Below are 13,320 nucleotides of genomic sequence, written 5' to 3' on the forward strand. Positions count from 1 at the left end.
CTTTTGATCCGTGAGCCAATAAGTTTTGTAAAACATAAAAGCTAACTGAAGTTCAAAGAGTGCAAGCGAAATCCGTTCTCTCCATCTCCTTAGGTGGTCATTAACGACCGGCCCGTGATCGGTAGTGAACGACACACAAGCGGTAGCGCCTGCCAGCACAGAGGTTACCTGAGCCAGATTTAGCCTGGGCAGAACCTCAACCGCCTTGTTATCCCCGGCAAGCCTCTCTGCCCGTGCCTTTTCATCAGAATTACCCCAGGGTAGCTTGATCTTCCATCCCGCCGTAGTCGCTTTTTCGATCAGTTCCAGCCAGTAATCTTCCGGCCAGTGCTTATCGAAGCGGGTAGTACTGTGAAGAAAAACCAGATAGTCCGCTTTAGCGGCCTGATCAGGAATAAAATGTCTGCGAATAGCGAAATCGCCGCGCCCTTCCAGCTCATAGCCCAGCGCTTGAGCAAACAGCTGGCGAGTGCGCTCTACCGCATGCTGATCTTTGCTGACGTTAAATCTGCGCTGATAAAAACGCGCCGCCAACGGCTCGCGGGCAGAGGTTTTATCATAGCCACAACGGATGCCACGACTATAACGGGTAACCAACAACGCACTTTTCAACAACCCCTGCGCATCAATCACCAGATCATATTCGGTCTCCGCCAGCGCCGCACGATACCGCTGCCACTCTCCTCCGGTAAACGTCTTCCAGAGACTTTTTCGCCAGCGGCGAATCGCCACCGGTATTATCTTATCAACCGCAAAGTGCCAACGGGGAATCTCAGCAAACGCCTCTTCCACAACCCAGTCAAAACGGATTCCCGGAATAGCATTAGTCGCATCGGTCAGCGCCGGTAGCGTGTGGATAACATCCCCCATGGATGAGGTTTTCACAATCAGAACTTTCAAGGGGATTCCTGTCGGTTGCAGAGGCGGTTAAATAAGGTCGAAGTATACCATTTATCATTCACACTTCACCCATCTGGGAATTGGCTTAGGGATTCCGGGCGTCACCTGCAAACAGCGACATGCTTTCCAGGGTACATTTTCTTATCTTTATCCCTCATTTATTATGAGGTAGCCGATTCCCTTTTTAATCGTAGCTGATTACAATCATTGGCCTGAAAAACTCTCTGAATCACGCTGCGTGCAACAGATCAATCAACTTATTATCTTTTCGAGGTAACCAATGGCAGCTTTTGGAACTGTGTTTATGCCGGAAATGGCAATCTCCTGGTTTGATGGCAACAGCTGGAGCCCAGCTGAAGTCGTCAGCAGCGATAGCCTGCAGCTGCATCCGGGAGCACATGTATTGCACTATTCCAGTACCTGTTTTGAGGGCCTCAAGGCGTTCCGCCATCAGGATGGCTCGATTAATATCTTCCGTATGGATCGCAATATCGACCGTTTTACCCAGAGCAGCGAATTACTGGCACTGCCCGCAATTGAAAAAACGGCAACGGCAAACATGATTATTGATATTGTCCGCCGCTTTAAAGATGAAGTACCTGAGCCACCAGGGTCAATGTATATCCGTCCGACACACATCGGTACTGAACCCGCTATTGGTAAAGCAGCGACCCCTTCAGTAACCTCTTGCCAGTATATTCTGCTATCCCCGGTCGGTGATTACTTTGCCGGAGGTGATACCACGCTGCGCCTGTTGCTTGAAGAGAACGGTGCCCGCTGTGCCGCGCACATGGGGATGATCAAGAGTGGTGGTAACTACGCCAGCGCCCTGCGCCCAATTATGAAAGCCAAACAGGAACAGAATGCCGATCAGGTATTGTTCTGCCCCGGCGGCGATGTTCAGGAAACTGGCGCAGCCAACTTCCTGTTGATTGATGGTAATGAAGTCATTACCAAAGCGCTGGATGAAAGCTTTCTCCACGGCGTAACCCGCGATTCAATTCTGACCATCGCCCGCGATCTGGGCATGGAAGTACAGGAGCGTCAGCTCACCATTGATGAGTTGCTGGAACGGGCAGCAAAACCAGGCTGTGAAGCTGCATTGTCAGGGACAGCAGCGGTACTAACCCCTGTAGGCACACTGATTCATAACGGCCAGGAATACCCTGTGGGTAATGGCGGCATCGGTGCAACTACACTGAAACTGCGGCAGGCTCTCAACGATATTCAATGGGGCAAAGCAGAAGACAAACACGGCTGGCTCACCCGTATCTGACCATAAATCTTGATATAAAAAAGCGCTGCAGCGCTTTTTTTTTGCTACGGGAATAAATAGTTTACACTAAGCCGATGATATGGATTTCATAACCTGATCACGGACACTACGACGCTGATGCAACGAAGCTATTTTCCTTTTATTACCGCAGGCTGGCTGATACTTACCCTGATCATGGTAGGCTTCAGTCTGTATGCCGATTACAGCCGGTTAAAAAAAAATCTCAATAACGATGCTCATTTCGTTTACTCCTCCGTTTATGAAAAAGCCTACATCAATGAGGTTTTATTACAGAGCTTCACCGTACTGGTATCCTCTACTCCAAACGATCAGGAGTCGATTCGCAGTTTTGCCAACGAGATGCGAAAACGCTACCCGCATATTGAAAGGCTGCAGATACAGCAGCAACATCACCCCCTGAGCCCGAATTTTGGTAGCGCTGAAAACTACAGCGTTGACCCAACTAAAGATAACCTCAAGGCAAGCTTCCCGGTTATCTTTATTGAACCGTTGAATCCGGATACTCGCTATCTGCTTAACAAAGATCTGCTGGCTGACCCGCTATTTACCGACACTATCCGTTTCGCCCGAAAATACCACCAACCGGTCACCTCTCCCCCCTTCCCTCTGGGTAATAACAAAACCGGTTACGGTCTGTTTCTGGCATTTTTCGAACGCAATACGGCGCCCTCCGGCAACAATCTGCTGATCGCATCACTGGTCATTAACACCGCAGGCATGCTGCCCAATACCAGTTTTCTTTCAGAACATACCAGCATCAGCCTGATGGATGAGAAGGGTAAAATTCTTGATCAGCATCACTCCGATGAGGTTACCAGGCCCCCTATCTGGCTGCCACAACTGGTGGAGACACGCACCGTTAACCGTTTTGGTCAGACGTTCAAGATCGAGATTGTGCATAACTTTGGCGCAAAAAATATCAATCTGGGGATGCTGCTGATACTGCTATCCGCATCACTGGCGGTCTATTTCATGCTGATCGCCTATCTGCAACAGAAAGTGAAGACTGCCGTAGAACAGTCATCGATCTATGCCACACTGAAAAATGAACGCCAGCAACTTGAGACCCGCATACACACCCGCACCCGGGAACTTCGTGACCAGTTGATAGAAAACCGGCGTCTGACTCACCAGGTGCTGGCAGTGCAGGAGCGGGAGCGACGTAACCTTTCCCGCGAACTTCATGATGAACTCGGGCAATCGCTGACAGCGATCAGAACCGACGCAAAAATTCTCAAACGCATACACCCGGAGGAGAATAGCCTGGTAAACCAGACCGCCGAGTCTATCGATGCGATAGCGCAGAATATCTATGATGTAACCTACGGCATGATGCGAACCTTGCGCCCCTCGGCTCTGGATGACCTGGGGCTGGTTGATGCGATTCAGGAGTGTATTGTCTCTAACCGCTTTGCGGAGCACGGCATCACCCTGCATAGCGATTATCGCGGCGCATTGAATGAGATGTCAGAGGATTACAACATCACCCTGTTCCGCCTGGCACAGGAAGCATTTAGCAACATCATTAAATATGCACACGCCCGTAATATCTGGCTGGATATTCACCGAACCTCACAGGGGCAGCGCAAAGAGATTAGCGGTGACCGGCTGGAGTTGATGATCAGCGATGATGGCTGTGGCTTCGATATTGAAAAAGATGCGTTCAAGAAGGGGTTTGGCCTGATCGGTATGCGTGAACGTGTAAGAGCCCTGGGCGGCGTCTTTCAGATCAGTAAAAATCATGACCGGGGCACCCGGATAATCGCCGTTATCCCCCTTGGCCCTGAAGCGGCATCAGGTGACTCAGAAATGGCCATACCTGCTCAAGAAGAGCCGACTGAGCCTGCGCATTAGGGTGTAGCCCATCAGCCTGCATCAGCTCTGGCTGCAACACCACCGACGCCATAAAAAATGGCACCATCGACACCTTTTGCTGCTCAGCAACCTTAGAAAACAGCGCGGCAAACCCCTCGCTATAGCGAGGGCCATAGTTTGGAGGAATGCGCATCTCCAGCAATAGCACCTGCGCGCCCGCCGCTAACGACTGGCTGACCAACTGGTTAAGATTGGCCTCAATCACTGGCAGCGGCGCCCCTCGCAAGCCGTCGTTGGCCCCCAGCTCAAGTAATACCAGCTGCGGTTTATACTGATCCAGAATTGCAGGCAGACGCGTAATACCACCATGGGTCGTTTCACCGCTGATACTGGCATTAACCACCGTATAGTCGAGGTTATTGTCATCCAGACGCTGTTCAAGCAGCGCAACCCAGCCCTGCTCTTTAGGTATGCCGTAAGCGGCAGACAGGCTGTCACCCATCACCACAATTGAACCGCCCCATGCTAAGCTGGTCAACAGTAATAATCCGATACCCAATAGAGATGCCATGACGACTCCCGAACCCCCTGCTGTATTGATTGCAACCGCACTGGCAAAATCATTTCCGAACCAGAGCGGCGGATTAAACATTTTCAATGATATCAGCATCCGCGCCGAGGCGGGTGAAAGTATTGCGATCATCGGTCCATCCGGTGCAGGTAAATCAACCCTGTTAAGCATTCTGGCCGGGTTGGACGAACCCAGTAAAGGCGCTGTTGAGCTGCTTGGCAAACCCCTTTCAGGACTGGATGAACAATCCCGTGCCGAACTACGCGCCCGGCATATCAGCTTTGTCTTTCAGTCATTTCAACTGTTGCCGGAACTCAGCGCACTGGATAATGTGCAGTTAGCGCTAGAGATACAGGGGCATCCCAATCCTGAAGAACAAGCGCGTTACTGGCTGGACCGTGTCGGTCTGCAGCAGCGCCATCATCATACCCCGGCCAGACTCTCCGGTGGTGAACAGCAACGGGTAGCCATTGCGCGGGCATTTGCCACTGAGCCCAGCCTGCTATTTGCCGATGAGCCCACCGGCAACCTGGACGAAAAGACCGGCAGAGAGATCGTCGATCAGCTATTTGAACTGAACCGGCAGCTGCACACCACGCTGATTCTGATCACCCATGATGCAGAGCTGGCGCAGCGTTGTCAGCGACGCCTCTACCTGCATGACGGAAAGCTGCAGGAGCAATAAGATGAAATCGAAACAGCTTATCCGTCTGGCGCTGAAACAGAGCCGCTCCGACCTGCTGACTTTCGAATGGCGCTCATTACTGCTGGCGCTGTTTCTCGCCACCACCCTGGCTGGTTTTCTGACGCTACTAGGCAATCAGCTGGAAAAGGGCCTCAGCCGACAGAGCGCATCCATGCTGGGGGCCGATCTGAGTCTCAGTGACAGTCGGCCCACCGCACCAGCACGCCTCGAAGAGGCCACTAAGCTTGGCTTGCAGTATAGTAATGTCACCCAGTTCTCAACCATGGTCAGCACCGACGAGCAGATGTTACTTAGCTCCGTCAGAGCCGTTGAAGCACCTTATCCGCTACGCGGGGAGCTGGTAACAGAACCAGCGCAGAGCACTGCGATACCCGCGCCCGGAACAGCCTGGGCAGAGCAACAATTGCTAGAGCGGCTGGGGATTACCGTAGGGGAAACCATCAGCCTCGGGTATTCGCAGTTTAAAATTACCGCAGTGCTAATCAGCTCACCTGACCGGGGCACCGGGTTTCGCAGCTTCAGCCCGCAGTTATTGATCAACCGGCAAGACCTGGCGGCAACCCGGGTGATTCAGCCCGGCAGCCGTATCGGTTATCGCACCCTGTTCAGCGGTTCAGAGCCGCAGATCAGGCGCTTCCATGCTCAATTGCAGCAAAGTCTGACGCCCCAGCAGCGTCTCTGGTCGGTCTACGCGGATCAGCCTATGGCATCCGGAGCGATGGAAAATGCGTCCGGTTTTTTACGTATGACCTCCCTGTTCGGTATCTTACTTTGTGGCCTGCTGATCACCCTGAGTCTGAGACGTTACAGCAGCGCCCAGTATCGGCGTAGCGCGCTGCTGCAATCCCTGGGAATGAGATCCCGGCAAATACTCCATCTCTATCTGTTCAAGCTGCTGCTCGGCTGGGTATTCGCCGCACTGACCGGCACCCTCGCGGGTTTATTATTGCTGCAACTGACCGGGTCACTGTTACACACCCTGCTGCCAGCAGGCCTGCCCACACCGGATTACCGTTTAATCGCGACCGGTCCGCTGCTGAGCCTGACACTGCTGCTGATCATTGGCTTCTCGCCACTGCTGCAGATCAGCCGCATTCCGGTGATGGGACTGCTGCGCCGGGATCAGCTCAGCCATCAGGGCCTAAGCTGGCCGGCGCGACTGATTATCCTGCTACTGAGCGGAACAGTGATCGCCCTCTACCTCGGATCGGCCATCAATGCGCTGGCGGCAATCCTGCTGAGTATTGCCACCATACTGCTTGCAGGTCTCTGTGCCAGCCTGTTGCTACCCCCGGCTGGACGCCTGCTAGCCCGGCGTTTTCGCCTGGGACGGCTACTCGCTTACCGCATTCGTCAGCAACGCCAGTGGCACCGGGTGCAACTGGGGATTATGTGTCTGTTGCTGACCCTGCTCAGCAGTCTGCTGCTGAGCCAGACAGAACTGGTGAACCGCTGGCGGGCACAACTACCGGCAAATACACCAAACCAGTTTGTTATCAATATCCAGCCATGGGAGTTACAACCTCTGAGCCAGTTTCTCAGTGATTCCGGCATTGAAACCACGCTTTATCCAATGATACGCGGCCGGATTACCCTGATTAACGGTCAACCCCCAGAGCGGGTTCTGGATCAGAATCAACTGGAGAATAACGCTCTGAAGCGAGAGCTGAACCTGAGCTGGTTAGCTAATGCACCGGAGCATAATGAGCTGGTTGCCGGGGCCTGGTGGCCTGCTGACACCACAGACAATCTGCTTTCGATTGAACAGCAGCTGGCCGAAAATCTCGGTTTAACGCTGGGTGATAAGATCAGTTTTGAGGTAGGCAGCGCGACCTTTAATGCCACTATCAGCAACATCCGCAAGGTAGAGTGGCGTTCATTCCGGCCCAATTTCTATATGATTTTCAGCCCCGGAGTGTTACAAAACTATCCCCAGACCTATATCACCAGTTTCCGTTTAACCGAGCAGCAAAACGGTCTCAGCCGCACACTACTGAAACAGTTCCCCTCGCTGACACTGATCGATGTTAGTCAGTGGATTGATCAGGCCAGTTTGCTGATAGAGCGCCTGATTCAGGCTTCGACCCTGATTCTCGGGTTAACCCTGTGCGCCGGATTAGTCCTGGTGCAACTGCTGGTCTATCAGGAGCTGGAACAGAGACGCCGTGAAAATGCGCTGCTACAGATTCTTGGCAGCACACCGGCGCAAACACGCCAGCTGGATATTCTCGAGTTTGCGCTGCTGGGGTTTGCCAGTGGCGTACTGGCTGCATTGCTGACAGAGGTCATCACCGGTCTGGTCAGTTATCGGCTACTGGATCTGCCACTGATACTACACCCCTGGATCTGGCTGATTCTGCCCTTCACCGGGGTGTTGCTGTTCACGCTCGCCGCGCTGATCAGTCACCGCCCCAGTGGCTACCGGCAACTGCAGCAGAACTAATATAAGATCGACTATCATGTCTGCACGGATCTAAAGATTCTGCGCGTGTTACGGGGAAGAACTGATATCCTCCCGATTTAAGTCTGGTTGGTGCGCTTTGCAGATATATACAAGCTCTGCAAAGCGATCTTTTGTCGGCGGAAAAAGCCCTGGCTCCTGACGTTGCAGTGCCGCTAAGAAGTGTAAGGAGATGCTTACCACAGAGGACACGGAGAAACGCTATTTATAAGGTTTTCTCTGTACTCTCAGTCCTCTGGGGTGAGTCGCTTTTAAGCTGTCGTATCGCTCCACATCAAATATGCTGACACCCTTTCCCGATAAAGCGCTGCGCCATAAAAAAGCCGCACGCACCCTCCAGACGCACCTTGCAGACGCACTCTCCTGCCTTACAATCCAAGCGTGGCTGAAGGCTTTGCCTGAGGGTCATTCAGCGAGGGAACCGGGAAGCAGCTGAACAACCGCTCACCCGCTATCTTGTCCGTCAACTGCTGCTTAATCCGATCAGCACGCTGCTGCGCCAGTCCGACCAGCTGTTGCCGTTCCTGGGCTGCGAGCTCTTCCGGTGTGAACGGTTTTTCACGTTTCTTATTCGCCGCGTCCAGCTCCGCCCTGATCAGCGCCTGATCCTGCTGCACCGCCTGACCACAGATATTCAGCCGCATCCCTTTGCGTTCCACCATCATCGCCTCTATTTTAGCCAGATAGCCCTGCGCATAATCATCCAGCGCGGTGCGGCCAGGCGCAAAGACCACCGGATCAAGGCTGATGAAGCTCCCATCTTTTGCCGCACTGGCCGCCAGGCTGATCAGCGTGCCATAGGGTTGCAGCGATTTCAGCAGGACACTGAAGGCGGCCTGCTTCAGCCCTTTGCCAGCCAGCAAGGTCACAACACTCTGCAATCCAAAATCAGGGTCTTCCAGCGAGCCACTGATCGGCACATCCAGGTCGATATTGTCATCACTGTCCTTCAATACCGAAATCGCGGTACCCAGCGGCATCGACAGTTTCTTACTGAATGCCGCCATCTGTTCCTGGTCCGCAGGCTCCACCTCAAGACGGTTAATCTTAATCTGGTTCTTACCACTGATTTTTCCAGCACTCAGCTTACCGCTGCTATTCAGCTGTAGCTGGCCATTCTGCAGGTAATAACCGGTATATTCGATGCTATAGGGACTCAGACGGGGCAGCTCAAGCTGTTTCAGGGAGCCTTTCCAGCTGGCATTCTCGCCACCGCCCGCAAGATCAGTATCACCGCTCAGCGTGAAGGTAGTAAAGCTGTTCAGCTTTAGCCCCAGATCAAACGTCGCTGGTTTCTGACTCCCGGTATCCAGCCCCTGCACCAGCAATTTATCTATCAGCATTTCAGAGCTGAAAGGAGGAGAGGTGCTGTTATCGGTAAACATCACCTTACTGTCTCCGGTAACCCGCAGCTCATTCACCCGCACCCGCAACGCCGGCTCGGTGCCTGCAGCAGAGGCACTGCTGGCGGAAGTATTACCGCTGGCTTCTGCTGGCGGTAGCAGACTGTCAATCCCCCGCTGTAAACGTGACACACTGACCGGTTGTTTGTCGGCGCTGAGTTGCTCTTTTAGCTGTAAATGCTGTAGCTCAACCCGATTGATCGTCACCGCTTTACCCAGATTAAAGTCTACATCGCTGAGTTTCAGATTCAGCGTTGCCAGAGTCGCCCCTGCCTGCGGCGACAACGCCAGTCCGGTAGCATCGAGCCCGCCCAGGCCCAGAGTCTCTGGCAGCGCCAAACCGATATCGCTGAAGCGGGCCTTGCTTAACGTTACCAGTTGCTGATCAGCTTGCAGCGCTTTCGCTTCCACCCCCGCCAGTGTCAGCTGCCCCTTTTCACCGCGGATTGTCAGCGGTTGCTGTTGCAACGCCAGGGCAAGTCCACCCTGCCAGTCAACCGTATCCACGTTAGCCTGCAAACGGTCAGCCATCTGATACAACAACTGACGGGTTTTCAACTGCCCTTTCACATCAACCTGATCAACCCCGGTCTGATTAAAATTCAGCCCCGTTATTCCCTGCCAGCCAAGGGTGTTCAGTTGTACCTTCAAACCAGTATCGACAAGATTGAGTGCGGACATATTCAGCTGCCCGTCCACCCCGACCTTATCAATACCGGTTTCACCGAAACTCAGATCTGTGCGGCCCTGCCAGCGGCTCTCGCCAAGCTGCAGTTTCATCGTCTCGGCGCTCAGTCCCAGCGCAGCCATATTCAGCTCACCATCAACCATCACTGACTCAGGTTTACCGGCACTCATCTTAAACTCGGTCTGGCCATTCCAGCTAAGCTGCTGCTGACTCAGATCCAGCCCAGTCTGCTGCCAGTTAAAATCATCGACCTGAACCGTGCCGCGCTGTGTGATACTGATCTGATCTCCTGCAACAATGGCCAGTTGCAGATCAGTGGTCAGGGTTGCCTGTAACTCCGGAACAAAGGGCGCGGTGAAAGAGTGCAGCGGCAGATGGTCCAGTTTCAGATGCAACTCCGAACGCTTGATTTGTGGCAGCGGCTGTGCCTCAGTACTCAGAGTAAAGCCGGCACCATTGATCGCCCCCTGAATTGACAGATGGGTGATGGCCTGCTCCTGCCAGGTATAAAAGGTGTCCAGTTCCGCGCTATCAATACGCAACTGGTGATCTCCCTCTTGCAGTTGTGAGCGCCAGCTAAAATCAGAAATATTCAGCCGTGCCAGTCCAAACTGCCAGGCTGAGGGTTCAGCCGGATCAGCAGGGTTGTCCGGGGATGGTCCGGGCAGCGCCACTGGCCCGAGATAAAACTGGCGCGGTTTGGCACCTGCCTGTTCATGCAGATAGAGCGCAACCCCTTCCAGGGTCAGATCAGTAATCAGAATACGCTGCTCTGCCAATGCGCTGTAATCCAGATCGACCAGCAGCTTTTCGAGGCGCAGCTCCGGCTGTTCAGGAGTGATAACCGACACGCCCTGTAACGTTATCCGGCCGGTGAACCAGTTAATGGATACGGCGTAAATTTGTGCCCTGCTCGCGCCCTGGTCCAGCAACCACTGAACCGCCGCATCCCGCCCCAGCTGGAGAGCGGTATGCAGCAGCAAAAAAACCACCAGCACCGTAATACAGATGCCGCGAAAAAAACCCTTTAAACTCATATATCAGTCCGTCTGCTGTTCTGGTCCGGTTCTATGATATTAGCAGGTTGTCTGACGGCCAGGGAGATCATCAGTGCGCTCATGGGGAGGTAAAAAGGATTAAGACCAATATATGACTACCCAGCAATGCCCCTTACTGGTAGAATCGCGCCCCGAATCGCTTAAAAAGATGCCCTAAGGCACACAGATGTTCGGTTCATAACAGTTCTATCAATGACTACGGGTGAATAATCATGGCAAACCATGACGAAAACTTCCGTGACAGCTCAGGTCCAGTCTGGCTCCTGATCAACACTGCTGCCCTGGCATGGATCTGCATGCCGGCTATTATTGGCTGGAGCCATGTAGTACAGGCACTGTAATACAGTTGTAAGCCGTTACGGTTAAATATAAAAAAGGCCTTCACTATGAAGGCCTTTTTTATTGTCTGATATTACAGGTGATAACTACCGGGTAATTGTTACCACGCCATCCGGCGTCCCCATCAGCACCACATTCGCACCCCGCCGGGCAAACAGGCCATTGGTAACCACACCCACAATATTGTTGATCTCAGCTTCCAGAGCCTCTGGCTGTTCGATCTCTAAGCCGTGCAGGTCAAGAATAATATTTCCATTATCGGTGATAAAACCATCACGATAAACGGGCATACACTCCAGTTGTACCAGCCGACGAGCAACCTGCGAACGCGCCATCGGAATCACCTCTACCGGTAGCGGAAAGCCCCCCAGCAGATCAACCTTTTTACTCTGATCAACGATACAGACGAACTCTTTCGCCACTTCAGCGACAATCTTTTCCCGGGTCAGCGCACCACCGCCCCCTTTGATCAGATTCAGGCGACCATCAAACTCATCAGCACCGTCAACATACACGTCCATCTGATCAACGGAGTTCATATCGTAAACAGCGATACCGTGCCCTCTGAGACGTTCCGCTGTTGCTTCTGAACTGGCAACGGCGGCTTCAAACAGATGCTTAATCTTCGCCAGCTCATCGATAAAGAAGTTCGCGGTAGAACCGGTGCCAACACCGACAATGGAATCGCGGCGCAGTTTCGGCTGGATATAGGTCACTGCAGCCTGAGCGACTGCCAGTTTCATCTCATCCTGTGTCATATTATGGGAAACCCCGTATAAATGTCGTTAACTGGCGAGATTATACGCTGATTGATCTATATCTTATAGACGAAAACGCTCTCAGAGATTACCATTTAACGCTTTATTCACACTGCCTCCTAAGCCGGACCGCAGCAAGACACTGAAAGCATCCAATGGCTCACCGATATATAAAGAAAATTCTTGATGCCCGCGTCTATGACGCCGCAATCGAAACTCCTCTGGACGAAGCAACCAGCCTCAGCAGCCGACTGGGCAACCGGGTATTGCTGAAACGGGAAGACCTGCAACCGGTATTCTCCTTCAAGCTGCGCGGCGCCTACAACAAGATGGCTCAGCTGACCGAAGAGGAACGTAAGCGCGGCGTGATTGCCGCCTCTGCTGGCAACCACGCGCAGGGACTGGCGATGTCCGCCAAGATCCTGGGGGTTAAAGCCACCATTGTGATGCCAAAAACCACCCCGGATATTAAGGTCAACAGCGTCCGGGCACGGGGCGGCAAGGTTATTCTTCACGGGGAAACCTTTGATGAAGCCTCTAAACACTCCTTCAAACTGGTTGAAGAACAGGGACTGACCTACATCCATCCCTACGATGATATCGATGTAATCGCCGGTCAGGGCACCATTGCAATGGAACTGCTGCGTCAGGAAAGTGGCCCGATTGATGCTGTGTTTGTTCCGGTCGGTGGTGGCGGCCTGATCTCCGGCATCGCCGTTTATATCAAATATCTGCGCCCGGAAACCAAAGTGATCGGTGTTGAGTCGGAAGATTCCGCCTGCCTTAAAGCCGCTCTTGAAGCAGGCGAGCGGGTCATCCTGCCGCAGGTCGGCATCTTTGCCGATGGCGTCGCGGTAGCCCAGATCGGCGAGAACACCTTTGACCTGTGCCAGCAGTTTGTCGATGAAGTGATCACCGTTAATACCGATGAGATCTGTGCTGCGATCAAGGATATTTTTGAAGATACCCGCTCAATCACCGAGCCTGCCGGCGCCCTCGCCGTTGCGGGTCTGAAGAAATATGTAGCCCGCGAGTCCGCCAAAAATCAGACCCTGATTGCCATCGACAGCGGCGCCAATGTTAACTTCGATCGCCTGCGTCATATCGCCGAACGCTCCGAACTGGGTGAAAACCGGGAAGCGATTATCGCCGTTAAGATTCCGGAGAGACCGGGGAGTTTTAAAGAGTTTTGTAACGCCCTGGGCAAACGCAACATCACCGAGTTTAACTACCGCTACGCCAATGATAACGATGCCCAGATCTTTGTCGGGGTGCAGTTGCGCTCCGGTATTGATGCCCGCGCAGAACTGCTGTCAGAGCTGAA

The 13,320-nt window shown here is 53.2% G+C and carries 10 protein-coding genes; 6 read left to right on the plus strand and 4 right to left on the minus strand.

The genetic code is table 11. From position 1 onward, the window contains the following. The coding region (gene waaC / locus ACQY8X_RS19195) for a lipopolysaccharide heptosyltransferase I (protein WP_428036741.1) at positions 1-900 on the minus strand (900 nt) is incomplete at its 3' end. 280 nt (positions 901-1,180) lie between these two features. Between waaC and ACQY8X_RS19200 the strand changes: the two genes are divergently transcribed. Together ACQY8X_RS19200 and ACQY8X_RS19205 are read left to right on the plus strand one after the other, a co-directional pair. Further along, positions 1,181-2,176, plus strand: a complete 996-nt coding sequence (locus ACQY8X_RS19200; RefSeq protein WP_428036742.1) for a branched-chain amino acid aminotransferase — start codon at positions 1,181-1,183, stop codon at positions 2,174-2,176. A gap of 117 nt (positions 2,177-2,293) precedes the next feature. Then, positions 2,294-4,051 (plus strand): ATP-binding protein, encoded by a 1,758-nt coding sequence (locus tag ACQY8X_RS19205; protein WP_428036743.1) that lies wholly within the window; start codon positions 2,294-2,296, stop codon positions 4,049-4,051. Here ACQY8X_RS19205 and ACQY8X_RS19210 read toward each other — a convergent pair. Beyond that, on the minus strand, positions 3,966-4,583 hold the full coding sequence (locus ACQY8X_RS19210; RefSeq protein WP_428036744.1) for an arylesterase: 618 nt from the start codon (positions 4,581-4,583) through the stop codon (positions 3,966-3,968). The two genes, ACQY8X_RS19205 and ACQY8X_RS19210, sit on opposite strands and share 86 nt — an antisense overlap. Between ACQY8X_RS19210 and ACQY8X_RS19215 the strand changes: the two genes are divergently transcribed. Further along, complete coding sequence (locus ACQY8X_RS19215) at positions 4,582-5,268, plus strand: ABC transporter ATP-binding protein (protein ID WP_428036745.1); 687 nt, start codon at positions 4,582-4,584, stop codon at positions 5,266-5,268. The two genes, ACQY8X_RS19210 and ACQY8X_RS19215, sit on opposite strands and share 2 nt — an antisense overlap. A gap of 1 nt (position 5,269) precedes the next feature. Then, a complete protein-coding gene (locus tag ACQY8X_RS19220) occupies positions 5,270-7,732 on the plus strand; it encodes an ABC transporter permease (protein ID WP_428036746.1) in 2,463 nt (820 codons plus the stop codon). 386 nt (positions 7,733-8,118) lie between these two features. Here the strand turns inward: ACQY8X_RS19220 and ACQY8X_RS19225 are convergent, their stop codons facing one another. Beyond that, positions 8,119-10,878, minus strand: coding sequence for a DUF748 domain-containing protein (locus ACQY8X_RS19225; protein WP_428036747.1), 2,760 nt, complete (start codon positions 10,876-10,878; stop codon positions 8,119-8,121). 233 nt (positions 10,879-11,111) lie between these two features. Between ACQY8X_RS19225 and ACQY8X_RS19230 the strand changes: the two genes are divergently transcribed. Continuing rightward, entirely contained in the window at positions 11,112-11,240 is a 129-nt protein-coding gene (locus tag ACQY8X_RS19230; protein WP_428036748.1) for a hypothetical protein, read from the plus strand. A gap of 84 nt (positions 11,241-11,324) precedes the next feature. Here the strand turns inward: ACQY8X_RS19230 and rpiA are convergent, their stop codons facing one another. After that, on the minus strand, positions 11,325-11,996 hold the full coding sequence (gene rpiA / locus ACQY8X_RS19235; RefSeq protein ID WP_428036749.1) for a ribose-5-phosphate isomerase RpiA: 672 nt from the start codon (positions 11,994-11,996) through the stop codon (positions 11,325-11,327). Positions 11,997-12,151: 155 nt separating this feature from the next. Between rpiA and ilvA the strand changes: the two genes are divergently transcribed. Beyond that, positions 12,152-13,320, plus strand: a 1,169-nt coding sequence (ilvA, locus tag ACQY8X_RS19240; protein ID WP_428036750.1) for a threonine ammonia-lyase, biosynthetic, incomplete at its 3' end; no start/stop codon positions are given.

Source organism: Amphritea sp. (assembly GCF_050300915.1).
GTDB lineage: Bacteria > Pseudomonadota > Gammaproteobacteria > Pseudomonadales > Balneatricaceae > Amphritea.